This is a genomic window from Methylobacterium sp. CM6241, assembly GCF_054817845.1.
The window spans coordinates 4,734,707-4,757,545 of record NZ_CM139246.1; the positions used below are offsets into that span (position 1 = coordinate 4,734,707).

General features: G+C 67.1%; 24 protein-coding genes. 9 read left to right on the forward strand and 15 right to left on the reverse strand.

Annotated elements, in window-relative coordinates; genetic code table 11:
• Positions 1-165: 165 nt before the first annotated feature.
• Together ACYQR9_RS22245 and upp are read right to left on the reverse strand one after the other, a co-directional pair.
• Positions 166-1,182, reverse strand: a complete 1,017-nt coding sequence (locus ACYQR9_RS22245) for an NAD(P)H-quinone oxidoreductase (protein ID WP_461228066.1) — start codon at positions 1,180-1,182, stop codon at positions 166-168.
• Between the two features lie 85 nt (positions 1,183-1,267).
• Positions 1,268-1,930 (reverse strand): uracil phosphoribosyltransferase, encoded by a 663-nt coding sequence (gene upp, locus ACYQR9_RS22250; protein WP_461228067.1) that lies wholly within the window; start codon positions 1,928-1,930, stop codon positions 1,268-1,270.
• Between the two features lie 215 nt (positions 1,931-2,145).
• On the opposite strand from upp, the gene ACYQR9_RS22255 reads away from it, so the two are divergent.
• Entirely contained in the window at positions 2,146-2,412 is a 267-nt protein-coding gene (locus tag ACYQR9_RS22255) for a hypothetical protein (protein WP_056424843.1), read from the forward strand.
• Positions 2,413-2,488: 76 nt separating this feature from the next.
• Here the strand turns inward: ACYQR9_RS22255 and ACYQR9_RS22260 are convergent, their stop codons facing one another.
• Both ACYQR9_RS22260 and ACYQR9_RS22265 read right to left on the reverse strand, forming a co-directional pair.
• Positions 2,489-2,944: a DUF2852 domain-containing protein gene (locus tag ACYQR9_RS22260; protein WP_461228068.1), complete on the reverse strand. Its 456-nt coding sequence runs from the start codon at positions 2,942-2,944 to the stop codon at positions 2,489-2,491.
• Positions 2,945-3,027: 83 nt separating this feature from the next.
• The gene (locus ACYQR9_RS22265) at positions 3,028-3,672 is read right to left on the reverse strand and encodes a TetR/AcrR family transcriptional regulator (RefSeq protein ID WP_461228069.1); all 645 of its coding nucleotides are present in this window, start codon (positions 3,670-3,672) and stop codon (positions 3,028-3,030) included.
• 194 nt (positions 3,673-3,866) lie between these two features.
• Here ACYQR9_RS22265 and zigA point away from each other — a divergent pair, with 194 nt between their 5' ends.
• Positions 3,867-5,087: a zinc metallochaperone GTPase ZigA gene (gene zigA, locus ACYQR9_RS22270; RefSeq protein ID WP_461228070.1), complete on the forward strand. Its 1,221-nt coding sequence runs from the start codon at positions 3,867-3,869 to the stop codon at positions 5,085-5,087.
• Positions 5,087-5,416, forward strand: coding sequence for a hypothetical protein (locus tag ACYQR9_RS22275; RefSeq protein WP_461228071.1), 330 nt, complete (start codon positions 5,087-5,089; stop codon positions 5,414-5,416). Before zigA ends, ACYQR9_RS22275 begins: the two co-directional genes overlap by 1 nt.
• On the opposite strand, the gene ACYQR9_RS22280 is transcribed toward ACYQR9_RS22275, so the two are convergent.
• The 3 genes from ACYQR9_RS22280 to ACYQR9_RS22290 form a co-directional block, all read right to left on the reverse strand.
• Positions 5,406-5,597, reverse strand: coding sequence for a DUF1192 domain-containing protein (locus ACYQR9_RS22280; RefSeq protein WP_056424829.1), 192 nt, complete (start codon positions 5,595-5,597; stop codon positions 5,406-5,408). The two genes, ACYQR9_RS22275 and ACYQR9_RS22280, sit on opposite strands and share 11 nt — an antisense overlap.
• 29 nt (positions 5,598-5,626) lie before the next feature.
• Positions 5,627-6,541: an alpha/beta hydrolase gene (locus ACYQR9_RS22285; protein WP_461228072.1), complete on the reverse strand. Its 915-nt coding sequence runs from the start codon at positions 6,539-6,541 to the stop codon at positions 5,627-5,629.
• Between the two features lie 82 nt (positions 6,542-6,623).
• Positions 6,624-7,505, reverse strand: a complete 882-nt coding sequence (locus tag ACYQR9_RS22290) for a lytic transglycosylase domain-containing protein (protein ID WP_461228073.1) — start codon at positions 7,503-7,505, stop codon at positions 6,624-6,626.
• A 114-nt stretch (positions 7,506-7,619) separates the two neighbouring features.
• Here ACYQR9_RS22290 and ACYQR9_RS22295 point away from each other — a divergent pair, with 114 nt between their 5' ends.
• Positions 7,620-9,248, forward strand: coding sequence for an ABC transporter ATP-binding protein (locus ACYQR9_RS22295; RefSeq protein ID WP_461228074.1), 1,629 nt, complete (start codon positions 7,620-7,622; stop codon positions 9,246-9,248).
• 14 nt (positions 9,249-9,262) lie between these two features.
• On the forward strand, positions 9,263-10,483 hold the full coding sequence (locus ACYQR9_RS22300; RefSeq protein WP_461228075.1) for a phosphopentomutase: 1,221 nt from the start codon (positions 9,263-9,265) through the stop codon (positions 10,481-10,483).
• A 33-nt stretch (positions 10,484-10,516) separates the two neighbouring features.
• Here the strand turns inward: ACYQR9_RS22300 and ACYQR9_RS22305 are convergent, their stop codons facing one another.
• The 7 genes from ACYQR9_RS22305 to ACYQR9_RS22335 form a co-directional block, all read right to left on the reverse strand.
• Positions 10,517-10,942, reverse strand: coding sequence for an acyl-CoA thioesterase (locus tag ACYQR9_RS22305; protein WP_461228076.1), 426 nt, complete (start codon positions 10,940-10,942; stop codon positions 10,517-10,519).
• 131 nt (positions 10,943-11,073) lie between these two features.
• Positions 11,074-11,598 carry a hypothetical protein gene (locus ACYQR9_RS22310; protein ID WP_461228077.1) on the reverse strand — a complete coding sequence of 175 codons (525 nt, stop codon included), beginning with the start codon at positions 11,596-11,598 and terminating at the stop codon, positions 11,074-11,076.
• Between the two features lie 221 nt (positions 11,599-11,819).
• Positions 11,820-13,553, reverse strand: coding sequence for an outer membrane protein assembly factor BamB family protein (locus ACYQR9_RS22315; protein ID WP_461229874.1), 1,734 nt, complete (start codon positions 13,551-13,553; stop codon positions 11,820-11,822).
• A 77-nt stretch (positions 13,554-13,630) separates the two neighbouring features.
• A complete protein-coding gene (locus ACYQR9_RS22320; protein ID WP_461229875.1) occupies positions 13,631-14,191 on the reverse strand; it encodes an ankyrin repeat domain-containing protein in 561 nt (186 codons plus the stop codon).
• Between the two features lie 29 nt (positions 14,192-14,220).
• Entirely contained in the window at positions 14,221-15,279 is a 1,059-nt protein-coding gene (locus ACYQR9_RS22325; RefSeq protein ID WP_461229876.1) for an SDR family oxidoreductase, read from the reverse strand.
• A gap of 128 nt (positions 15,280-15,407) precedes the next feature.
• A complete protein-coding gene (locus ACYQR9_RS22330) occupies positions 15,408-16,238 on the reverse strand; it encodes a transglutaminase domain-containing protein (RefSeq protein ID WP_461229877.1) in 831 nt (276 codons plus the stop codon).
• 212 nt (positions 16,239-16,450) lie between these two features.
• Positions 16,451-16,951 carry a VOC family protein gene (locus tag ACYQR9_RS22335; RefSeq protein ID WP_056424800.1) on the reverse strand — a complete coding sequence of 167 codons (501 nt, stop codon included), beginning with the start codon at positions 16,949-16,951 and terminating at the stop codon, positions 16,451-16,453.
• Positions 16,952-17,028: 77 nt separating this feature from the next.
• Here ACYQR9_RS22335 and uvrB point away from each other — a divergent pair, with 77 nt between their 5' ends.
• The 3 genes from uvrB to ACYQR9_RS22350 all read left to right on the forward strand — a co-directional run bounded on the left by uvrB (position 17,029) and on the right by ACYQR9_RS22350 (position 20,910).
• On the forward strand, positions 17,029-19,716 hold the full coding sequence (gene uvrB, locus ACYQR9_RS22340; RefSeq protein WP_461228078.1) for an excinuclease ABC subunit UvrB: 2,688 nt from the start codon (positions 17,029-17,031) through the stop codon (positions 19,714-19,716).
• Positions 19,717-19,822: 106 nt separating this feature from the next.
• Positions 19,823-20,122 (forward strand): hypothetical protein, encoded by a 300-nt coding sequence (locus ACYQR9_RS22345; protein WP_461228079.1) that lies wholly within the window; start codon positions 19,823-19,825, stop codon positions 20,120-20,122.
• Positions 20,123-20,160: 38 nt separating this feature from the next.
• The gene (locus ACYQR9_RS22350) at positions 20,161-20,910 is read left to right on the forward strand and encodes a YidB family protein (protein WP_461228080.1); all 750 of its coding nucleotides are present in this window, start codon (positions 20,161-20,163) and stop codon (positions 20,908-20,910) included.
• A 7-nt stretch (positions 20,911-20,917) separates the two neighbouring features.
• Here ACYQR9_RS22350 and mutM read toward each other — a convergent pair whose 3' ends face one another.
• Positions 20,918-21,838, reverse strand: a complete 921-nt coding sequence (mutM, locus tag ACYQR9_RS22355; protein ID WP_461228081.1) for a bifunctional DNA-formamidopyrimidine glycosylase/DNA-(apurinic or apyrimidinic site) lyase — start codon at positions 21,836-21,838, stop codon at positions 20,918-20,920.
• Between the two features lie 144 nt (positions 21,839-21,982).
• Here mutM and ubiE point away from each other — a divergent pair, with 144 nt between their 5' ends.
• A complete protein-coding gene (gene ubiE, locus ACYQR9_RS22360; protein WP_461228082.1) occupies positions 21,983-22,756 on the forward strand; it encodes a bifunctional demethylmenaquinone methyltransferase/2-methoxy-6-polyprenyl-1,4-benzoquinol methylase UbiE in 774 nt (257 codons plus the stop codon).
• Positions 22,757-22,839 lie beyond the last annotated feature (83 nt).

The window sequence follows — 22,839 nt, forward strand, 5'->3', positions numbered from 1 at the left end:
TACCTTTCGAAGCTCGGCCGGGGACGGCCGTCATGTTCAACCTGAGACGCGGATGTCCCATTTGGTGGATTGAACGCGACGGCCGAGCTCCCTGTTCCGAGTCGATTGGCCCTGGTCGCGGCATATGACGCAAAAGCCGCAGCGACATCCAAGTTAACCCCTGCGTCACCGCCCGGTCGTTAGCATGATCTTGCCGAGATGCGCACTGGATTCCATGAGCGCATGGGCCTCGGACGCCTTCTCCAAGGGGAAGGTGGCGTGGATGATCGGCTTCATCCGGCCATCGGCGAGGAGGGGCCAGATGTCCCGGCGCAGGCCCTCGGCGATGGCCGCCTTCTCCGCTTTGGGACGCGCCCGCAGGGTCGCACCGGTGAAGGTGAGCCGCTTCATCATGATCGGCGTCATGCTGAAGCTCTCGACCTTGTAGCCCTGCATGAAGGCGATCTGCACGAGACGTCCCTCGATCGCCAGGGAGGCCAAGTTGCGGGCGAGGTAAGGTGCGCCCACCATATCGAGGATGACATCGACGCCCTTGCCCTCGGTGAGGCGCTTGATCTCCTCGGCGAAATCCGCCTCCCGGTAATTGATCGCCTCGTCGGCGCCGAGCTCCTTGCAGAAGGCGCATTTCTCGGCGGATCCGGCGGTCGCGAAGACCCGCGCGCCGTGGAGCTTCGCCATCTGGATCGCCGTGGAGCCGATGCCGCTCGATCCGCCATGAACGAGGAAGCTTTCGCCCGGCTTCAGCCGCCCGCGCTCGATGACGTTGCTGTAGACGGTGAAATAGGTCTCCGGCAGTCCGGCGGCCTCGATCAGCGAGAGCGGCGCCGGGCGCGGCAGGCATTGTCCGGTTTCGGCCACGGCGAATTCGGCGTAACCGCCGCTGATGGTGAGGGCGCAGACCTCGTCGCCGATGGCGAAACCCTCCGCCCCCTCGCCGAGGGCCGCGACCCGGCCGGCGACTTCGAGGCCCGGAATCTCGGTGGCCCCTTTCGGCGGTGGATACTTGCCTTCGCGCTGCTGGATGTCGGGCCGGTTCACGCCGGCCGACACGACCTCGATGAGCACCTGGCCGGGACCGGGCTGGGGCAGCGGCACCGTCTCGAGAGTCAGGACGTCCGGCCCACCTGCTCCCGCGAACCGGATCTGGCGCATGGTCTCGGGCAGGTCTGGGCTTGACGTCATTGCATCACATCTCCGGTTGGCGTGACCCGTCATGTGCGGCCGGAGGGCAGGTTGGCAAGGGCGCAGTTGGTAAGCGAGGAATGTCTCAGCGGGTGCCGTACATCCGGTCGCCGGCATCGCCGAGGCCTGGCACGATATAGCCGTGGTCGTTGAGGTGGCTGTCGATGGAGGCGGTCCAGACCGGCACGTCGGGATGCGTCGCCTGGAGCTTGGCGATGCCTTCCGGCGCGGCGAGGAGGCAGACGAAGCGCAGGTCGCGCGCGCCGCGCTGCTTCAGGAGGTCGATGGCCGCGATGGCCGAATTGGCCGTGGCGAGCATCGGGTCGAGGACGAGGACGGTGCGGTCGGCGAGGTCGGACGGCGCCTTGAAGTAATATTCCACCGCCTCCAGCGTCTCGGGGTCGCGATAGAGCCCGACATGGGCGACGCGCGCGGAGGGCACCAGCGACAGCATGCCGTCGAGGAAGCCGACCCCCGCGCGCAGGATGGGGGCGAGAACCAGCTTCTTTCCGGCGATCTGCGGTGCCTCCATCGCCTGGATCGGCGTCTCGATCGTCACCCGCTCCAGGGGAAGGTCGCGGGTGACCTCGTAGGCGAGGAGCATCCCGATCTCGTTGAGGATCTGGCGAAAGCCCTTGGTCGAGCGCTCCTTCTGGCGGAGCAGGGTCAGTTTGTGCTGGACCAGGGGATGGTTGACCACCGTGACCGTCGCGCGGGTCTCCGCGCCGGGACCGTCCGTATTCACCATCGCCTTCACTCCCCCGAGAACCGGCCCACCGTGCCACGGACGGCACCGGACAGACCCCACGCTCTTTTGAACTCCCGCCCTTATGGCCCCCCGGGGCAGGAAAATCCGATAAAGAAGCGCGGCCATGACGCGGTGGGGGGCGCGTCCCGGTCGTCGGAGCGATGCAAACAGGGTGGTCCGGGTCGTCGATGAAACTTATCCGAAACAGTACGCCCATGAGCAAGTCCGCCCGTAACGACAGGGTCCGCTATCGCGCCACGTTCCTCAATACGCTTGGGGCGTCCCTGGTGATGGTCGGCTTCTTCCTGCCGGGGATGCGGCTCTACGAAGGGTTTGACCACCGCCTGTCCCGCTCCGAGGCGTGGAGCGTCTCGCTGCGGTTCTTCCAGACCGAGCCGGGTGCGGTGAGCGTGACGGCGCTGATCCTCGGCTTCTGCCTGCACTTCATCGCCCTGCATCACCTGAAGAAACTGCAGGATTGATCTCGCCGCCGGACAAACGAAAAAGGGCTCCCGGCATCGCTGCCGGAAGCCCTCCTTGCCCCGAATGGGGGATCGGTCAGACGCTCTGCGTCGGGCCGCTATTGTTGCGCTTGGCCATGAAGGCGTCGAACTGCTCGCGGTCCTTGGCGCGCTTCAGTTCTTCCACGAACTCGGCGAAAGCGCGGCTCTCCTCCTGCAGCGCCTTGCGCTGGGCATTGAGCCGGTCGAGTTCGGCGCGGCGGTAATCGTCGAAGGCAAGGTTACCGGTGCCGCGCAGGTCTGCGGCCTCGAACGCCTGGGCGAAGCGCGATTTGCGCATGCCCGCCTGCCAATCGGATCCGCGGCCGATCATGCCGCGCAGTTCGGACAATGCCGGGTAACCCGCCACCTTCCAGGCGATGTAGGCCGCCGCCAACGGCCACCAATAGAAGAACGCGACGACGACGGCGCCGATCTCGAAAGAGCGGCGGGGAAACGGACCGCTGCGGCAGGCTTTGGCGGTGGCCCAGGGAGAGGTCGAGGAAAAGCTCACGGCTCACAGCTCCGATGTTAATGTGAACCACATTTACTTGCGAATGCGACGTGGCGGTTTCAAGGGTCGTTTTCAGGAGAGTGTCAGGCCAAGGGTCGGGGGCGTCCCGCGCCATGGACGAGGGCCAGCACGCCGGCGCGTAGCAACTCGTATTTGTCTGGCATTCCCGGCCCCTTCGGCAGATGGCCGGAAGCCGAGAGCGTGGCGAGCCCGTGCGAGAGGGCCCAGACTTCCAGGGCGACGAAACGAGGCTCGACCCCACCGAATCCATCCGGAAACGTCGATTTCAGCGCTTCGAGCAGAAGGTCGAAGGGGCTGGGCCTGGGCGGGACGTCGGAGGCTGCAGAATCCGCTGCCATCGGTGCGCCACGCGTCTCGAAGATCGCGGCATAATAGCCGGGCTCTTCCTCGGCGAAGGCGAGATAGGCTTCGCCCATTCGGGTGAAGCGCTCGAGAGGTGTTCCGCGTGTGGTGAGGGAGCGTGCCAGACGCTCGGCGAGGTCGGTGAAGCCACGGCCGGCCACCTCCTCCAGCAGAGCTTCGCGACCCCGGAAATGACGATAGAGCGCGGCGGGGGTCACTCCGACGAGGCGTGCCGCATCGACCAGGGTGAAACCGCCCACGCCGCGCTCGGCGATGAACCGGCGCGCCGCTTCGATCAGCGCCTCTTTGAGGTTGCCGTGATGGTAGCTGCGCCGGTCTCCCGGTCCTTCTCGCCAGGGTCGCACTGGATTCCATCCTCGGGCGATCGCCGGCCAGCGGCTGCACCTTTGCCGCGACTCTGCCGGGATGGCCCTCCCCTAACACGCGGAGCGCGCTTTTCGACCCTCCTCTGTCTACCCGTGGACAGAGATTTTCAAACGGGATTGACAGGGACGATCCCACGAATTGTAATAGTATTACATTACATAGTGGATTTCCGATGAGCCAGCGCGATCACCGTCTCCCCGTCACCGTCCTTTCCGGCTTCCTCGGTGCCGGCAAGACCACGCTGTTGAACCACATTCTCAACAACCGCGAGGGACGACGCGTCGCCGTGATCGTCAACGACATGAGTGAGGTGAACATCGACGCCGCTCTGATCCGTGAGGGCAGCGCCAACCTCTCCCGCACCGACGAACGCCTGGTTGAGATGACCAATGGCTGCATCTGCTGCACGCTGCGGGACGACCTTCTGGCCGAAGTCCGGACGCTCGCGGAGGAAGGGCGGTTCGATTACCTCCTGATCGAAGGCACCGGCATCGCCGAGCCGCTGCCGGTGGCGAGCACCTTCTCGTTCCGTGACGAAGACGGGGCTGCGCTGAGCGACGTCGCCCGCCTCGACACCATGGTCACCGTGGTCGACGCGGTGAGTCTCCTGCGCGATTACGGTTCGACGGCGTTCCTGCGCGACCGGGGCGAGATTGCGGGCGAGGAGGATGCCCGGACCCTTGTCGACCTTCTCGTGGAGCAGATCGAGTTCGCCGATGTGGTCGTCCTCAACAAGGCCGGTGATGTCGGGGCGGATCAGCTCGCTCTGGTCCGCTCGGTGATACGTGGGCTCAATGCCGATGCCCGCATCGTCGAGGCCTCCTATGGCCGCGTCCCCCCCGACCAGGTTCTGGATACCGGCCTGTTCAGCGAGGAGAAGGCGCAGGAACACCCGCTCTGGTTCAAGGAGCTCTACGGCGCCGCCGATCACGTGCCTGAAACCGAGGAATACGGGATCGGCTCCTTCGTCTACCGGGCTCGCCGTCCCTTCGCCCCCGAGGCCTTCGATGCCTTCACCAAAACGACATGGCCGGGCCTCATCCGCGCGAAGGGGCATTTCTGGCTGGCGACGCGCCCGGACTGGGTCGGTGAATTCTCCCTCGCCGGTGCCATCGCCCGGGTTTCCCCGATGGGGGCGTGGTGGGCCTGCGTACCGAAGGCCCGCTGGCCGGAGGATGCGGAGTGGCGCAGTCATCTGTCCCGGAACTGGAGCGAGCCCTGGGGCGACCGCCGCCAGGAACTCGTCTTCATCGGGACGGGTCTCGACCAGGCAGCGATCACCGCCGCACTCGACGCCTGTCTGGTCGGTTCCGAGGAGGTGACGCGGTTCGATCCGGCGCCCTACCGCGCCCTGCCCGATCCGTTTCCCGCCTGGCAGCGTGCCGCCGCCTGATGGCGTTCTTTTCCCTCAAGGATGCCCGCGCCCGCTCGGCCGCACGGTCGGCCGATGCGGCGAGGCTCAAGCGCGAGCTTCGCCTGGGTTTCGGGCTCGGCGAGGATGACGTCCTCGCCGTCAACGAAATCGCCTGTGGCGAGCCCGGCTGCGTCGATCGCGAGACCATCGTCCTGGTGATGCGGGTTGGCGAGCCGACGCGGGCGCTGAAGATCGCGCGTGGACTGGAGGCGGTCGTGGCCGACGACATCGCCCGGCTGGGCGAGGAGGAGGAGGCCATGAGGCGGGAGGGCGCGGCCCCGCCCGGGGAGTCCGTGCCTACAGTTTGAAGATCGAGGATGCCCGGTCCAGCGCGGATTTCTTGCCGGTTCGGGCCGATTCCAGGCGCTCGATCTCGGCGCGCAGCAAGGCGATCCGCTCGGCGATCTCGTCGAGGGAGAGTGTGTCGAGGCTCTCGCCGACCGTATGGGAGACCGTGCGCTTCGGCCGGTCCGTGTCGTCGTCGCGCATGGCTTGTCCCCCTGTCTTCCGGCGCTCGCCTAACGGTCCCACCGCGAGACCGAGCGAACGTGCTGTTGTGTCCCGGCATATTGCTTGAGGAATGTCGTCATTTCCGACAGTTCCGGCGCTTTCGAGCGGAAGGTGACCGAGAGGGCCAGAAGCGTGTCGGCATGGTCGAGGCCGGGATAGATCCGCTCCTGCACCGGCACGCGCACCGCGCGCAGTCGCGCCGCGAGGCTCTGGGTATTCTGCGGACGGACGATGGTGTCGTTGCCGCCCGTGGCCAGGAATGCGGGCGGTGAATGAGGGCTGGCGAAGGTGATCGGCTGCGTCGCCGCCGGGTCGGGGGCCTGTCCGAACACGTCCCGCGAGGTGTCCTGGTCGAAAGGATGGAAGTCATAAGGGCCGGACAGACCGGCCACGGCCCGGATCACCTTCGGATCGACGCCCGCCTTGCGCAGGTAGCGCGGATCGAGCCCGAGCATCAGGGCATTGTAGGCCCCGGCCGAATGGCCCGCGAGAACGATGCGGCGCGGGTCGCCGCCATATTCGGCGATGTTGTCGCGAACCCAGGCGATGGCGGCGGCGCCGTCATTGAGGAAGTCGGGGAACCGAACTTCCGGATAGACCCGGTAATCGGGGATGACGGTGACGAAACCCTGGGCCGCCAGGGCCTGACCGACGAATTCGTAATCGTCCTTCGCGCCCGATTTCCACGAGCCGCCATAGAAGAAGACCAGCACCGTCGCATCCGCCGCGCCGCCGACGGGCGTAAAGACATCGAGGCGTTGCCGCGGATGGGTGCCGAAGGCGGCGCTCTTCTGGGCGAGCCGGCCGCCCTGGTCGCGCGGGCCGACGGCATCGAAGAGGGCGAGGGGCGAACAGGCCGTGACCCCGAAGGCGGCCAGTGCGAGGCAGGCGAGAGTGGCGAAGGCGGCGAAGGCGCGGGTCATGCATCTCTCAAACGGGGAAACGAAGACCCGAATGACACGTGCCGCACGGCGGATTCATGACCGGAAAAAGGGTTTTTCGGATTCAGGTGCGCAGCACGATGCAGGCGCCCCCGACCTTCCGGATGCGGCCGCACAGGATATCGCCCGCCGCCCGGCTCTCGGCCGGGATGCGGATCCGGTAGAAGGCGCGCGTGCCGCGACTGCGCAGGCGCGTCCCGATGATCATTGGCCGCACCTCGCCGATCACCCCGGCATAGAGTTTCCGGGTGCGGGAGAAGCTCTGGAGGGCGAGGGATTTCGAGAAATTCCCGGCGAGCTGAATACCCCAGGGGGCGGCCGGCCCCTCGTTGCCGCCAAGGGCGAAGCGATCGCCGCGCGAGGGAATCCGCAAAGCAGCGGTGACCTGCAGGCAGGTCTTCGGCGCTTCCGCCTTCGACGCTTCCTTCTTGGGGGCATCAGACTCTCCCTCGGCTCCGTTGACGGCCGCGCCTCCGCGCCAATCCTCCGCCGGCGCGCCGGTGATCGCCATGACATAGGCGCGCGTCTCGGCGGGTAGGCCGCCCGTTCCGGCGAGCCAGCCCGAGACCCGGCCCGCGCCGCCATTATAGGCCGCCGCCGCGAGGCCGAGATTGCCGAACTGGCGATTGAGGTCGGCGAGGAGATGAGCGGCGTGGGGGATCGCCTGTTCGGGATCGAACGGGTCGGTCAGCCCGCGCTCGCGTGCCGTTCCCGGCATGAACTGCGCGACGCCCTGCGCACCGACCGGGCTCACGGCCGTGACGCGAAAACTGCTTTCCCGCCAGATCAGCCGCGTCAGGAACGGCACGGGCAGGCCGCGCACCCTGGCTGAATCCTCGATCAGGCGGCAGAGCGCCTGCTCAACGGTTTCCGTCGCCACCTCGGCCGAGGCCGGCGCGGCGGCGAGGAGACAACAGGCGAAGATCAGGCTGCGGAGGGATGTCACGGGGCGTTTGTAATGCGGTCTGGCGCCGGATCAATCGCCGTTCGCCGATCTCATCGCGCCGCGCTATAAGAACCTCGGCTTCCCCCAATCCGCGGACCCGGTGCCCTTCCCTCGATGACTGACACGCTGCTCGACGTCCAGGACCTGTCGGTCGCCTTTCGCTCGCGTGAGCGTGAGACGCTGGCAGTGGATCGCGTGAGCTTCACAATCCACAGGGGCGAGACGGTTGCCCTGGTGGGCGAGTCCGGGTCGGGCAAGTCGGTGACGGCCCTGTCGATCCTGCGTCTCCTCGATGGCAGCGCCGTCCATCCCGGCGGTCGCATCCTGTTCAAGGGACGGGACATTCTGGCCTTGCCGGAGCCGGAGTTGCGCAAGATCCGTGGTGCCGACATCACCATGGTGTTCCAAGAGCCGATGACCTCGCTCAATCCACTGCACACGATCCAGCGGCAGATCGGTGAGGTTCTGGAGATCCATCGCGGCCTGTCCGGCCGCAAGGCCCGCGCCCGCATCCTCGAATTGCTCGAACTCGTCGGCGTCCGCGACGCCGAGCGGCGCATGGGCGCCTATCCGCACGAATTGTCCGGCGGCCAGCGCCAGCGCGTCATGATCGCCATGGCGCTCGCCTGCGAGCCGGACCTTCTGGTGGCGGACGAGCCGACCACCGCCCTCGACGTCACCGTCCAGGCGCAGATCCTCACGCTCCTGGCCGACCTGCAGAAGCGCCTTGGCATGTCGATGCTGTTCATCACCCACGATCTCGGCATCGTGCAGCGCATCGCCTCGCGGGTCTGCGTGATGCTCGCCGGCCGCATCGTCGAAGCGGGGCCGGTGGACGAGATCTTCGCCGGGCCCAAACACGAATATACCCAGCGCCTGCTCGCCTCCGAGCCGAAGGGGCGCGCCAACCCGGTGGCGGACGACGCTCCGCGCCTGTTGGAAGCCGGCCCGCTCAAGGTGTGGTTTCCGGTCCGCGAGGGGCTTCTCCGGCGCACCACCTTCCACGTGAAGGCGGTGGATGGCGTGTCCCTCGCCGTCCGCGAGGGGGAGACGATCGGGATCGTCGGGGAATCCGGATCGGGCAAGACCACTCTGGGGCTCGCCCTGCTGCGCCTCACCGGCAGCGAGGGCCCTATCGTCTTCCTCGGCCAGTCCATTGCCGGGCTCGGCCCCGGACCGATGCGACCGTTCCGGCGCGACATGCAGGTGGTCTTCCAGGACCCCTACGGCTCGCTCTCGCCGCGCATGACGGTGGCCGACATCGTCGCCGAGGGCCTCGTCGTGCAGGGAGCGGTGAAGTCGCGCACCGAGCGGCGCGCCGTGGTCGCCAAGGCACTGACCGATGTCGGTCTCGATCCGGCGACGATGGATCGCTACCCGCACGAATTTTCCGGCGGCCAGCGCCAGCGCATCGCCATCGCCCGCGCCATGGTGCTGAAACCGCGCTTCGTCGTCCTCGACGAACCGACCTCGGCCCTCGACCGGTCGGTTCAGGCTCAGATCGTCACCCTGCTCCGCGACCTGCAGAAGGAGCGCAAGCTCGCCTACCTCTTCATCAGTCACGATCTCAAGGTCGTGCGCGCGCTGGCGAACTACGTGCTGGTGATGCAGAACGGCAAGGTCGTGGAGGAAGGCCCGGCGGAGGCCATCTTCGCCCGGCCGCAGACCGAGTACACGAAGGCCCTGTTCGCTGCCGCCTTCGATCTCAACAGCGCCACCACCGAAGACGTGGTCCCGGCCTGAACACGACGAGACCCATGGCGCGCGTCTTTCTCATCGTCCTCGATTCGGTCGGCATCGGCGGAGGGCCGGACGCTGCCCGCTACGGCGACGAGGGGTCGGACACGCTCGGCCATATCGCGGAATCCTGTGCCGCCGGGGCGGGTAATCGCGCGGGCCTTCGAGCCGGCCCCCTCGCGCTGCCGAATCTGACGCGTCTCGGCCTCGGTCTCGCCGCCGAGGGGGCGAGCGGCCGCATCCCGCCCGGGCTCGAGCCATCCGGTCCGGTCGATGGGGCCTACGGCCATGCCATCGAGACCGCGCCCGGCAAGGACACACCCTCCGGCCATTGGGAAATCGCGGGCGCCCCCGTCACCGAGGAATGGGGCTACTTTCCCGACAGAGTGCCGGCCTTCCCCACTGCCCTCATCCAAATGCTGATCGAACGGGGCGAACTCCCCGGTATCCTCGGCGATTGCCACGCCGCCGGCATCCCGATCGTCGAGCGTCTCGGGGCAGAGCACGTCCTGACGGGCAAGCCGATTTGCTACACCTCGGCCGACAGCGTTTTCCAGATCGCCGCTCACGAGGAGACGTTCGGGCTGGATCGGCTCTACGAGCTCTGTCGGATCGCCCGCGAGATCTGCGACTCCTACCGGATCGGCCGGGTCATCGCCCGCCCCTTCCTCGGCTCAGAGGAAACTGGTTTCCGGCGTACCCCGAACCGCAAGGATTTCGCCACGCAGCCGCCGGGCGAAACCCTCCTCGACCGCCTGAGCGAGCGGGGACGCCCTATGGTCAGCGTCGGCAAGATCGGCGACATCTTCGCCCACCGCGCCACGGGCCGCGAGATCAAGGCCGCCGGCAACGTTGCCTGCCTCGATGCGGCGCTGGCCGCGTTCCGCACCCTCCCCGAGGGCGGGCTGGTCTTCCTGAACCTCGTCGATTTCGACACGGAATACGGCCACCGCCGCGATGTGCCCGGCTATGCCGCCGAGCTGGAGCGCTTCGATGCGCGCGTGCCCGAGATCCATGCGGTGCTCGAGGCGGGTGATGTCTGCATCGTCACCGCCGACCACGGCAACGACCCGACATGGTCGGGGACGGAGCATACCCGCGAGCAGGTGCCGGTCCTGGCCTTCGGTCCCGGTCTCGCCGCCCGGTCACTCGGGCGTAGGGAGAGCTTCGCGGATATCGGAGCCTCCATCGCCAGCCATCTCGACGTCGGCGAATTGGGACGCGGCACGTCGTGGTGGTGAGGCGGTCCCGCCCGAACCGGGTGGGATCGAAACTCAGACCTCCCAGGTCTCTTCGACCTCGGGCGGGATCGGCCTCGGGCGGCGGTCGCTGCCGATGGCGACGAAGGTGAACAGGCCTTCCGTCACCTTCATCGTAGTCTCGCTCTCGCGTTCGCGGCGCCAGACCTCGACCTGGATGCGGAGCGAGGTGCGGCCGACCTTCACGATCCAGGCATAGATGCTGACCTCGTCGCCGACGATGACCGGGCGATGGAAGGTCATGGCATCCACGGAGATCGTGGCGCAGCGGCCCCGCGCCCGGCGAGCGGCGACGTTACCCGCTGCCAGATCCATCTGTCCCATCAGCCATCCGCCGAAAATATCCCCGGCCGGATTGGTGTCCGCGGGCATCGCGATCGTGCGCACCACGGGGGAGCCGGGGTCGGTGGGCTGTCGTGGCTCGGAAACATCGGTCGACATGGGGTGGTGCGGTCTCTTGTGATCTCGGCTCTGCCAATGCAAGCGGCGCGCCGCCTGTGTCGTCCTGTCACATCCGGCCGGCCGCGAACAGGTGACCTGCTTGAAGGGTAATGGCGGTCGTCACGCCTTCATCACAGTCCGGACCGTCCCGTTCCTCCCGGCGGCGGCGAAGGCGGGCGCCTGCGCAGCATCACCGCCCCGCCCGCCAGCAGCGCGATGCAGAGCAGGGCGTAGGGCAGGCCCAACAGCAGTAGGAAGAACCCGGCACTCGCCTCGCCACCACTGGTACCACCGGAATCCCGGTCGAGAAGCCAGCCCAGGACGCCCGTGATCGCCAGGAGGACGATGCCATTCAAGAGGATGGCGCCCCCGACGGCGAGGCAGCCCCAGCCTATGCGTCGACGCTCACCGCCCGCGCGGGCAAGGAGGAGCGTCACGGCGATCACCACGGTGGCCTGAAGACCGATGGCGAGGAAGGGCAGCATGTCTAAAGCCGGTCCCGGCCAGGTTATGGCGGCATCCCGCATGCCCGGGTTGGGCCGGACCATCATACCGATGAGGGCGGTCAGGACGGGAAAGATCACCCCGCCGATCGCCCAGCCCACGAACAGGCCGAAGACGCTACTGATGGCCCATCGCCGGGTGTTCGGGTTCATGCCGTCACTTCCTGCCGCCGGGCAAACACGCTTGGCCCCGCTATCGACGACAGCACGCTGCTCGCACGCCGTCTAGGCGATGATAGCGATCCTCGACCCCCTATCACGACAGGCAACCATCGTGCTGGCCAAGCTTGTGGGGGGAGCATGTCCGGCAAGGGGCGCTGGCGGTGGCAATATTCAGTCCGTCGAGGCGGACATGCGAAGTGACGAGATAACCGTTAGTCCGGCAGGGCGAACACGACGAGCGCGTCGCCGGTGCCGAAACCCGAGCCCTTGGTGAACGAGGCTCCGCCGGCCGCCACGGCCACGTATTGCCGGCCGTCCAGCGAATAGGTGATCGGCGGCCCGCCGATCCCGGCACCGCACTGGAAACGCCACAGCATCGTGCCGGTCGCTGCGTCATGGGCATCGAGATGGCCGTCCTCCTCGCCGGAGAAGACCAGACCGCCGGCGGTGGCGAGCGTGCCGCCCGAAAGGCGGCTTCCCGCCTTCACCGACCATTTGATCGCGCCGCCCTTGGCGAGGTCGACGGCCGTGAGCGTGCTGAAAGAAGGCTCTCCCTTCGCCTCGCTCGTTTCGGTGAAACGGATCTGCGGCCTGCCGGCGGTGGCGGGAACAGTCCTCACCGTGTAGGTCGTCGCGCCGTGACGGACCTGGGCGTAGGCCATGCTCGTCGTCGGATCGAAGGCGACCGGATGCCAGGAGATCGCCCCGAGGGGACCGGGGCTGACGACGGTTCCGGTCTCGGTGGGCGGTGCGTAGAGGTTCTTCTGAGTGGTCAGCGGCGCGGACTTGCCGAGGAGCGTGCCGGTCGCCCGGTCGTGGACGTAGAGCCAGCCGGTCTTACTCGCTTCGGCGACCGCCTTCACCGGGCCTTGCGACGTCGCGTAGTCGAGCAGGAAGGGCGGGCTCGCGACGTCGTAGCCCCATTCGTCATGGGGGACCTGCTGGTAATACCAGCGCAGTTTTCCGGTCTTCACGTCCAGAGCGACGAGGCTCATCGTGTAGAGGTTGTCGCCCGGCCGCGAGAGGCCGAAATTCTGCGGCGCGGGGTTGCCGGTGCCGACATAGATCAGGCCGAGATCGGCATCGTAGGCCGGGGTCATCCAGAGCGAGCCGCCGCCGACCTTCCAGGCCTCCCTGTGCCGGGGTACGGCCGCCTTCTCGGCGGCGATGTCGCGATTGAGCGGCACCCCATCGGCGGTCTTCTCGACGAAGCCGCCTTCCCAGCCGTCCTCCTTGGTGACGTACCAGCGCCAGCGCTCCTCGCCGGTGGCCGCATCGTAGGCAGCGAGCCAGCCGCGTCGTCCGTAGCCGCCCTCGATCCCGACCACAGCGCCGCCGTCGAGCCCGCCTTTCTCGTCCTCCACGTGGAGGCCGTAGCCGGCCCCGGCCACGCCGACGATGACCAGTCCGTCGGCCACGAGGGGCGGCATCTTGAAACCGAGCCGGCTCGAACCCTGGATCGCGCCCGCGCCCAGCTTTCCCGCAAGATCAGAGGCGGTCTCCGACTCGCCCTCCTCAGGGCGGACGGCCTCGTGGTCCCACAGGACCTTGCCGGTCTTGGCGTCGAGGGCGATGACCCGCCCGTCCATGGTCGCCTCGAAGACCTTGCCGCCCGAGACCGCGACGCCGCGATTCGAGGGCGGTCCGAAGATCTTCTCCGTCCGGGCCTTGTGGGTGTAGGTCCAGATCACCCGGCCGGTCTTCGCCTCCAGGGCAGCCACGTGGTTCTGCGTGGTGGAGACGTACATCACGCCGCCCACCACCACCGGCTCGGCCTGGAAGTAGCCGGTGATCCCGGTCTGGAAGATCCAGGCCGGACGTAGCTTGGCGACGTTGCCCCGGTCTATGGCCGTGAGCGGCGAGAAATGCCGGTTGGTATGGTCGCGGCCGAACATCGGCCATTCCTCGGCCCCCGCTCCCGAGGAGATTGTCAGGGCGCCGGCCATCAGCGGAAAGACGGAGCGGCGGACCATCGCCAGCGATTTGATCATCCCGTCAGGCCCCATCCATCGATCGATTGGCTTCAGTCGACGCTCAGTCGGGCGAGCCGGATGGCCGCCTCGAGCTGGAACGGCGTGTCGGCGGCGTTCATGGAACGGGCGAGATCCGCGGCACTTTGCCCGTTGCCGTCGCGCCTGGCCGGGTCCGCACCCCGCGCCAGCAGGAGTTCCACCATCTCGGTGCGGTTGAACATCGCCGCCGTCATCAGCGCGGTGCGCGTGCCGGTTCCGGTGCCGTCGATGGAGGCGCCCTTCTCCAGCAGTAGCTCGACGATGGCCATGTCGCCCTTGAAGGCGGCGCCGGCGAGCGGGGTCTGTCCGCGGTCGTTGGAGAGTTCGGGGTCGCCGCCGTTCTCGAGGATGAGGCGCGTGGTCTCGACCTGCCCGTTATAGGCGGCCAGCATCAGCAGGCTGTCGCCCTTGTCATTGAGGAGGTTCGCCGGGAGTCCCTGAGCGAATAGCTCTTCGAGCTCGTCCACATGCCCTGCCCGCGCATATTGGAAAACCCGGCCCGCGAAGGCCAGGGTCTCCGAGTCGAGTTCGGGAAGCGCAGGGTTGGGCGAAGCCGGCGTTTCGGATTGCATCGTCACTTTCTGTCTCAGTGAATGCTGTGTCAGGGAATGACTTTTTCGGTCCGCAACCGGCCGAACAGGTCGAGGAAACTGTCGTTGCTGGGCTGATAATCGAGGAAGCCGAGCCGGCGGCTGCGCGCCATGTCGGTGACCACCTCGATCGGTCGGCCGAGATCCGCATCGGTGTGCCATGCGGAGGCGAGACGGTCGAGGTCGGACTCGACCAACCCGTGGCGTTCAGCCAGATCCCTCCAGACCGGCCCGTCCTTGGCCATCTGCTCTTCGAGGGGCGTCGCCGCACCCGGATAGGGCGCCGGCTCCAGGCCGAACCACTCCGCGATGCGCCCCCACATCCACGACCAGCGGAAGACGTCACCGTTGACCACGTTGAACGCGGTGTTCGCCGCGGCGGGATCGGTGGAGGCCCAGGCGAGATGACGGGCCAGCAGCCGCGCATCGGTGACGTCGGTCAACCCGTTCCATTGCTGCGGTGAGCCCGGGAACAGGAACGGGCGTCCGGTCTCTCGACAGAGGGAGGCGTAGACGGCCAGCGTCACGCCCATGTTCATGGCGTTGCCGAGGGCATAGCCGACGATGGTGTGCGGACGGTGCACGCTCCAGCCGAACCCCTGGCGTTTGGCGGCAGCGAAGACCTCGTCCTCCTGTACGTAGTAGAAATTCTCCACCGGCAGACGGTCCTGGTCCTCGCGGAACGGCGTCTGCGGCAGCGTGCCTTTCCCATAGGCTTCGAAGGGCCCGAGATAATGCTTGAGGCCGGTCACCAGGGCCACGTGGCGCAACGGAGCCGCTTGCAGTGCGTCGAGAAGGTTGCGCACCATGGCGCCATTGACGCGGCAATTCTCGGCCTCGGTCGCCTGCCGCATCCATGTGGTGATGAAGACATGCGTCGGCGCGAGCTTGGACAAGGCCGCTTGCAGGGAGGCGGGATCGGTCAGGTCCGCCGTCACCGGGGTCACGCCCTCGATATCCACGGGCCGGCGCGCCAGGCCCAGGACGTTCCAGCCCTCGGCGACGAGGTGACGGGCGAGGTTGTTGCCGACGATGCCGCTCGCACCGGCGATGAGCGCCGTACCCTTGATCCTGTCCGACATGCTGTCTCCAATAGAGGTGCATTCCTCCTCGGCCTATCCGGTGGAGGGACCGGCCGAGGAGGGAATGTGTCTATCGGAACGCGGGAGGTCGGATGTCGATCCGGCGTGGATCCGCTTCAGGCGATGGGGGTCAACTCGCCGGTCTCGCTGATCTCGTCGGTATGCACGTCGAAGCTGGCGAGCAGGGCCGTGCTGAAGCTCGTGGAGATCGCCACGTCGGTGGCGTCGCGGCCTCGCGCGATGAGGATGCGGCCGATGCGGCGCTTGTTGTTGCGGGCGTCGAAGGTGAACCAGCGCCCGTCGAGATAGACTTCGAGCCAGGCCGAGAAGTCGCCCGGCGGCACCACGGGCACGCCGATATCGCCGAGATAGCCGGTGCAGTAGCGGGCCGGGATGTTCATGCAGCGGCAGAAGGCGACGGCGAGATGCGTGAAATCGCGGCAGACGCCGATCTTTTGCGTGTAGGCTTCGAAAGCCGTGCGGGTGGCGTCGGCCTGCTGGTAATCGAACTTGATGTGCCGGTGCACGAAATCGTGGATCGCCTGGACCCGTGCCCAACCCTCGGGTGTGGTGCCGAAAAGACCCCAGGCGATGTTCGAGAGCTTGTCGGTCTCACAATAGCGGCTGCCGAGCAGGAACGGCATGACGTCGTCCGGGAGATCCTGCACCGGATGCTGTTTCGCATCGGGCACGAGTTCGTCCAACTCGCCGGAATCCTCGATCGTGAAATCGGCCGACACCGTGATCCGGCCACCGGGGGCGAGGATGCGGGTGCAGACGTTGCCGAACGGATCTAGGTAGCTGTGGGCCTCCACCGGCGGCTCGATCGTCATCGTTTCCGGTGTCAGCAGATCACCAGCCCTGGATGGGTGGACGTTGAGCATCAGGGTGATCGGCGTCGGGCCGAACGTGTCGTAGCCGATCGTGTAGCCGGTCCGGATTTTCATGGGGTCGCTCGCATCGGGCAAAGGGGGGCGCGGCTCGTCTCCACCCGCCGCCGCCCTGCGCCCGAGACCGTGGGCCTCGAGCGAGCGGGTGGCGTCGAGGCGGCGACGATCTGGTGCCGCCATGCCCGCCTCGGCCGCCCCCGTTCGAGAGCGGCATCGTCTCGTCACTGGTTAGCACACGGAAAGGTTGCCACCTAACGTTTTGGTGCTCCTCAGGTTTCATCCAGGGCGGCCCGGAGATCGGCGAGATCGAGGCGGCGGGTGAACATGGTGAGGCCGCCCTCGGCATCGCGCGGCCATTCCGCTTCCGGCCTGTCCCTGTAGAGTTCGACTCCGTTCATGTCCGGGTCGCGCAGGTACAGTGCCTCGCTCACACCGTGGTCGCTGGCCCCGTCGAGGGCGATGCCGGCCGCGTCGAGACGCTGCAGGGCATCGGCGAGGGAGGCGCGGGTCGGATAGAGGATTGCGAGGTGGAATAGGCCGGTCGTGCCGGGCGGCGGCGGGCTGCCGCCTTCGCTCTCCCAAGTGTTGAGCCCGATATGGTGGTGGTAATCCCCCGCCGCGATGAAGGCGGCCTGGGTGCCGTAGCGAGCCTTGAGGGAGAATCCGAGCACGCCGCAATAGAAGGCCAGGGCCCGGTCGAGATCGGCGACCTTGAGATGGACATGGCCGATCCGCGCCTGCGGATGGATCGGGTTCGACGTCGTCGTCATGATGGGTCTCGCTCCTGATTGGCGCGAAGCGATGGGCCGCCCTTTCCCCTTTCGTTCCGCGGGGCCATATTCCACCCATGCCTCCTGCGAACAAACCCCGCGTCTCCTCGGCGAAGGCTTCGAAGCCCGAGCTGAAACCGCTCGACGAGCACCTGGCCGCCCTGCTGAGCCCGGCGCTCAACCGTAACCGGCTGCCCGCGGTCGAGAATCCTGCGCCGCCGGCTCCGCCGAAGAAGCCCGGCAGGCCCAAGAAAGCCGCATCGCCGCCCGGCGGTTTCAGTGAAGCGCCGCAGGCCGGGTTCACCCTCGGCGACGCGGCCGAGGTCGATCCACGCCTCGCCCAGGCGCTGGGGATCACGCCGCCGGAAGACGGTCCGGCACCCGAGGCGCTGGCGAACGAGGATGAGGGTTCGCTGGCCACCGACGGCGTATCCGCCACGGTGGACGCGCTGTCGCGCCTCCTCACCGAGGGCAACCCGCTGTTCCGGGACGGCAAGACCTGGGCGCCGCATCGCCCGGAGCGGCCAAAGAAATCCGAAGGCGGCCTCGCCTTCACGTTGAAATCCGAGTTCGAGCCGGCGGGCGACCAGCCGCGCGCCATCGCCGAACTGGTGGAAGGGGTGAACAAGAACGAGCGCGATCAGGTGCTGCTCGGCGTCACCGGCTCCGGCAAGACCTTCACCATGGCCAAGATCATCGAGGCGACGCAGCGCCCCGCCCTGATCCTGGCGCCGAACAAGACCCTGGCGGCGCAGCTCTACGGCGAGTTCAAGAGCTTCTTCCCCGACAACGCAGTGGAGTATTTTGTCTCCTACTACGATTACTACCAGCCCGAGGCCTACGTGCCGCGCTCCGACACGTTCATCGAGAAGGAATCCTCGATCAACGAGCAGATCGACCGGATGCGCCACTCGGCGACACGCGCTCTGCTCGAGCGCGACGACGTCATCATCGTCGCCTCGGTCTCGTGCATCTACGGTATCGGCTCGGTGGAGACCTACACCGCCATGTCGTTCACGGTGTCGCTGAACGAGCGGATCGAGCAGCGCCAACTGGTCGCCGACCTCGTGGCGCTCCAATACAAGCGCATCCAGTCCGACTTCGCCCGCGGCACCTTCCGGGTGCGCGGCGACGTGATCGAACTCTGGCCCGCCCACTTGGAGGATCGCGGCTGGCGCATCGGCCTGTTCGGTGACGAAATCGAGTCGATCACTGAATTCGATCCGCTCACCGGGAAGAAGATCAATGACCTCAAGTTCGTGAAGGTCTACGCCAACTCGCACTACGTCACACCGCGTCCGACGCTCCAGCAGGCGATCAAGGGCATCAAGACCGAGCTGAAGCTTCGGGTGGACGAGTTGACCAAGATGGGCCGGCTCATCGAGGCGCAGCGGATCGAGCAGCGCTGCACCTTCGATATCGAGATGATCGAGGCGACGGGCGCCTGCAACGGTATCGAGAACTATTCGCGCTACCTCACTGGCCGCAAGCCCGGCGAGCCGCCGCCGACGCTGTTCGAATACCTGCCCGACAATGCCATCGTCTTCACCGACGAGAGCCATGTCACGGTTCCGCAGATCGGCGGCATGTACAAGGGCGACTTTCGCCGCAAGGCGACGCTGGCCGAATACGGTTTCCGCCTGCCCTCCTGCCTCGACAACCGCCCGCTCCGGTTCGAGGAATGGGACGCCATGCGGCCGCAATCGGTCCACGTCTCGGCGACCCCGGCGAAATGGGAGATGGAGCAGACCGGCGGCGTCTTCGCCGAGCAGGTCATCCGCCCCACCGGCCTCGTCGATCCGGTGATCGAGATCCGCCCCGCCCGCTCTCAGGTGGACGATCTGTTGGGCGAAGTGCGCGAAGTGGCCCAGGCCGGTTATCGCACGCTGGTGACGACGCTGACCAAGCGCATGGCCGAGGACCTGACCGAGTATTTGCATGAGAACAGCGTCCGCGTGCGCTACATGCACTCGGATATCGACACGCTGGAACGGATCGAGATCATCCGCGACCTGCGGCTCGGCGCGTTCGACGTGCTCATCGGCATCAACCTGCTGCGCGAGGGCCTCGACATCCCCGAATGCGCCCTCGTGGCGATCCTCGACGCCGACAAGGAAGGCTTCCTGCGTTCCGAGACCTCGCTGATCCAGACCATCGGCCGCGCCGCGCGTAATGCCGACGCGCGCTGCATTCTCTACGCGGACAACATCACCGGCTCGATGGAACGGGCCATGGCGGAGACCGAGCGCCGCCGCCAGAAGCAACTCGCCTATAACGAGGAGCACGGCATCACGCCGCAGAGCGTGAAGCGCGGAATCTCCGACATTCTCAGCAGCGTGTTCGAGGGCGACCACGTCCAGGTCGATACGGGTCTGGCCAAGAACGCGGCCACGATCGGCCACAACTTCAAGGCCGTCATGGCCGATCTCGAGAAGCGCATGCGCACGGCCGCCGCCGATCTCGATTTCGAGGAAGCGGCGCGCCTGCGCGACGAGCTGAAGCGCCTCCAGGCGACGGAGCTTCTGCTTTCCGACGACCCTATGGCGCGCCAGGGTGACGTGGAGCGCGATGCCGGAAAGTACGGCGCGAAGCGGAGTCGTATCTCGAAGCCGAGCCTCGACAATATGGGCCCGGGCACCGACCGCGAATTACCCGTGGGAGGCGAAGCGCCCCTCTGGGCCGAGCGCCCGAAGGCGCGCTCGACCCAGGGGCTCGGCGGCCAGAAGCCGAAATACAAGGGCGGCGGCGGGCGCAAGCGCGACTGAAACCCGCACCGGCGTCGGAACCCCCGGCCTAGGCTCGGGCTTGGAGAAGCATGTGACGGCGCCCGAACCCGGGCGCCCCCGTGCCTCGAACCGACGGAGCAATCCCATGCGCAAGGAACCTTTCATCCGGGCGAGCCTGCTCCTCGCAGCCGGCATCTTCCTGGTGCAGACCGCGCCTGGCCAGGCAATCTCAGATCGCCGCGACCAACCGACGGCCGCCGACGTTCCGTCGGAAACCCGATCCGGCGAGACATCCGGTTCGAAGCCCATCGGCGACGTGAAGCCGCCGAGCGCCATCCGCCCCACGACGGCTGTGACCGAGGATGACGGCAAGTCGTCTCGGACCAACCCGCTCGATCATCTGCCCGCGCGCGACCGCGCCGGGACCGGCGGACGCCGGGAATAGAATTCGCCGTCAAGGCTCGCTGCTCAGGAGGAACGACCATGGGATTACTCGATCAGGTCATCGGCGGTGTGCTCGGCAACGTCCTCGGCGGTGGCCGGGGCAGCGATCACCAGCAAGGCGGCGGTTCCGGTGGCGGAGCGCTCGGTGGCTCCCTGTCGCCCATCGTGCAGGCTTTGCTGATGCTGCTCCTGCAGAAGGGCGGCGGCGGGTTGAGCGACATCCTCGGCGGCGGTCGGGGAGGCCAGCCGGAAATGGAGCAGGGCCGGCGCGGGCCGCCCGAGCCCTATGACGACGGTGACCAGGGCGGCTTCAACCAGGACCCGTACAATGAGGGCCGAGACCGTGGCGGCTATGGCGGCGGATCACGCGGATCGTCGCCGGAAGGCGATTTCAGCGACCTGTCGGGGATGCTCGACGGACCCGGCAGCGGCCAGGGCTACCAGGGCTCTCGCGATCAGGGTCATTCCTCCGGCGCGGGGCCTTACAGCCGCCTCGACCAGGAGCAGGGCGACGATCTCGGTGGGTTCGACGGGTTGATCGACCGGCTCCAGCGCGGCGGTCTCGGCGACGCCATCGGTTCCTGGATCGGGCATGGACAGAACCAGCCCGTCGAGCCGAACCGGCTCGCGGACGCCCTCGGTTCGGACACGGTGAACACGCTGCAGAGCCGCACCGGCCTCTCCCGCGACGATCTGCTGTCACAGCTGGCCCAGGCGCTACCGGGCGTCATCGACGGGCTGACCCCGCAGGGGCGTAAGCCGGATCCGGAGGAGCGTCGCGGCTGGTAATACCGAGTCAGGCCCGGCGAACAGCAGGTTTGCCGGGCTTCGCAGGCTGACACGTCTCACAATAGAACGTCGAGCGTCCCGATTGCACGATCCGCGCTATGGTGCCGCCGCAGCCTTTCGCCGTGCAGGGTTCGCCGGTGCGGTCGTAGACGCGGAACGCATGCTGGAACGAGCCCAACCCGCCATCGGTATGGGCGTAGTCGCGCAGGGTGGACCCGCCGGCGGCGACGGCCTCGGTTAGCACGTCGCGGATCATCCGTGCGAGCAACCGCGCTTTCGTCGTCGGGCGCCCATCGTCTTTCGCCAGGATTCCCGCCGGCAATTCGGGATGCAGCCCGGCGCGGTGAAGCGCTTCGCAGACATAGATGTTGCCGAGACCGGCAATCAGCCGCTGATCGAGGAGAGCGGCCTTCAGCGGCGTGATCTTGTTGCGGAAGAGGAGCGCCAGGCTCTCCGGGCCCATGGCCTCGCTCAGTGGCTCGATCCCCATCGCGGCGAAATGCTTACAGCCGGCGAGGTCCAGGGTCGGCACGAGATCCATGAAGCCGAAGCGGCGCGCGTCGTTATAGGTGACGGTGGCGCCGTTCGACATCGCCATCACCACATGGTCGTGCTTGGCGTTGCCGAGTGCCCCTTCGAGATAGAAATCTCCCGGCGAGACGTTTCTCCCGTCCGGCAAGGCCACGTCGAAGCGCCCGCTCATGCCGAGATGCAGGATCAGCGTCTCTCCCGTGTCGAGACCGGCGGTGAGGTATTTCGCCCGTCGCGCCAGATCGGTCACCGTGGCGCCTTCGAGCCGCTGGGCGAAGCGCTCGGGGAAGGGAAACCGCAGGTTCGGCCGGCGCAGGGTCACGCGGGAGAATCGTGCACCCACCATGGCGGGGGAAAGCCCGCGACGGACGGTTTCGACTTCGGGCAGTTCTGGCATGGAGGGGGCGAGGCTCTGGATCGGGGGACGGCGCCGACACGGCGAGGGTCGGCATCCGCCACCGATCGTCATGCACCTGTCTAACCCGGCACATGGCGATCCTTGCCGGCTTTCGCTATGACGCTCGCGCAAGAGGATGGTGACATGAGTTCGGCCGAGCGTTCGAAGGACGAGACCAGCACGCATTTCGGGTTCGAGCAGGTTGCGCTCGACGAGAAGCAGGGGCGTGTCGACGACGTGTTCCGCTCCGTGGCGAAACGCTACGACCTGATGAACGACTTGATGTCGGGCGGGCTCCACCGCGCCTGGAAGTCGCATCTCATCTCGATGCTGCGGCCACCACGCAATCGGCCTTTCCACCATCTCGATGTGGCCGGCGGCACCGCCGACATCGCTTTCCGCTGCCTGGAGGCGGGGGGCCCCGAGACCTATGTCACAGTGCTCGACATCAACGAGGCGATGCTGCGGGTCGGCGCCGAGCGCGCCGGCCACCGCTATGATGGGCGGATCGATTTCGTCACCGCGAATGCCGAGTCGCTTCCCCTGCCGAACGAGGCGTTCGACGCCTACACCATCGCGTTCGGCATCCGGAACGTGCCCCGGATCGATCTGGCCCTGGCCGAGGCACGCCGCGTCCTGAAGCCCGGCGGGCGCTTCTTGTGCCTCGAATTCTCCAAGGTAGACCTGCCGGTCCTCGACCGGATCTACGACGCCTATTCGTTCCACGTGATTCCGCGCCTGGGCGCGAGCGTGGCGGGCGACGCGGATTCTTACCGGTATCTCGTGGAATCCATCCGCAAATTCCCGACCCCCGGTCGATTTGCCGGCATGATCGAGGAAGCCGGGTTCAAGCACGTCACCCACCGGCCCCTGTCCGGCGGGATCGTGGCGATCCATTCCGGCTGGAAGATCTCGTGAAACCAGAACGGATCGATCTGCCCGATCTGGTCCTACACAGCTCCCTCATCCTGAGGTGCCGCGATAGCGGCCTCGAAGGAGGC

What these genes read in the sequence shown, in the direction of transcription:
- ACYQR9_RS22245 (WP_461228066.1), bottom strand. Translation starts at nt 1,182, where the DNA reads ATGACGTCAAGCCCAGACCTGCCCGAGACCATGCGCCAGATCCGGTTC.
- upp (WP_461228067.1), bottom strand. Translation starts at nt 1,930, where the DNA reads ATGGTGAATACGGACGGTCCCGGCGCGGAGACCCGCGCGACGGTCACG.
- ACYQR9_RS22255 (WP_056424843.1), top strand. Translation starts at nt 2,146, where the DNA reads ATGAGCAAGTCCGCCCGTAACGACAGGGTCCGCTATCGCGCCACGTTC.
- zigA (WP_461228070.1), top strand. Translation starts at nt 3,867, where the DNA reads ATGAGCCAGCGCGATCACCGTCTCCCCGTCACCGTCCTTTCCGGCTTC.
- ACYQR9_RS22275 (WP_461228071.1), top strand. Translation starts at nt 5,087, where the DNA reads ATGGCGTTCTTTTCCCTCAAGGATGCCCGCGCCCGCTCGGCCGCACGG.
- ACYQR9_RS22280 (WP_056424829.1), bottom strand. Translation starts at nt 5,597, where the DNA reads ATGCGCGACGACGACACGGACCGGCCGAAGCGCACGGTCTCCCATACG.
- ACYQR9_RS22285 (WP_461228072.1), bottom strand. Translation starts at nt 6,541, where the DNA reads ATGACCCGCGCCTTCGCCGCCTTCGCCACTCTCGCCTGCCTCGCACTG.
- ACYQR9_RS22295 (WP_461228074.1), top strand. Translation starts at nt 7,620, where the DNA reads ATGACTGACACGCTGCTCGACGTCCAGGACCTGTCGGTCGCCTTTCGC.
- ACYQR9_RS22300 (WP_461228075.1), top strand. Translation starts at nt 9,263, where the DNA reads ATGGCGCGCGTCTTTCTCATCGTCCTCGATTCGGTCGGCATCGGCGGA.
- ACYQR9_RS22305 (WP_461228076.1), bottom strand. Translation starts at nt 10,942, where the DNA reads ATGTCGACCGATGTTTCCGAGCCACGACAGCCCACCGACCCCGGCTCC.
- ACYQR9_RS22310 (WP_461228077.1), bottom strand. Translation starts at nt 11,598, where the DNA reads ATGAACCCGAACACCCGGCGATGGGCCATCAGTAGCGTCTTCGGCCTG.
- ACYQR9_RS22315 (WP_461229874.1), bottom strand. Translation starts at nt 13,553, where the DNA reads ATGGCCGGCGCCCTGACAATCTCCTCGGGAGCGGGGGCCGAGGAATGG.
- ACYQR9_RS22320 (WP_461229875.1), bottom strand. Translation starts at nt 14,191, where the DNA reads ATGCAATCCGAAACGCCGGCTTCGCCCAACCCTGCGCTTCCCGAACTC.
- ACYQR9_RS22330 (WP_461229877.1), bottom strand. Translation starts at nt 16,238, where the DNA reads ATGAAAATCCGGACCGGCTACACGATCGGCTACGACACGTTCGGCCCG.
- ACYQR9_RS22335 (WP_056424800.1), bottom strand. Translation starts at nt 16,951, where the DNA reads ATGACGACGACGTCGAACCCGATCCATCCGCAGGCGCGGATCGGCCAT.
- uvrB (WP_461228078.1), top strand. Translation starts at nt 17,029, where the DNA reads ATGCCTCCTGCGAACAAACCCCGCGTCTCCTCGGCGAAGGCTTCGAAG.
- ACYQR9_RS22345 (WP_461228079.1), top strand. Translation starts at nt 19,823, where the DNA reads ATGCGCAAGGAACCTTTCATCCGGGCGAGCCTGCTCCTCGCAGCCGGC.
- ACYQR9_RS22350 (WP_461228080.1), top strand. Translation starts at nt 20,161, where the DNA reads ATGGGATTACTCGATCAGGTCATCGGCGGTGTGCTCGGCAACGTCCTC.
- mutM (WP_461228081.1), bottom strand. Translation starts at nt 21,838, where the DNA reads ATGCCAGAACTGCCCGAAGTCGAAACCGTCCGTCGCGGGCTTTCCCCC.
- ubiE (WP_461228082.1), top strand. Translation starts at nt 21,983, where the DNA reads ATGAGTTCGGCCGAGCGTTCGAAGGACGAGACCAGCACGCATTTCGGG.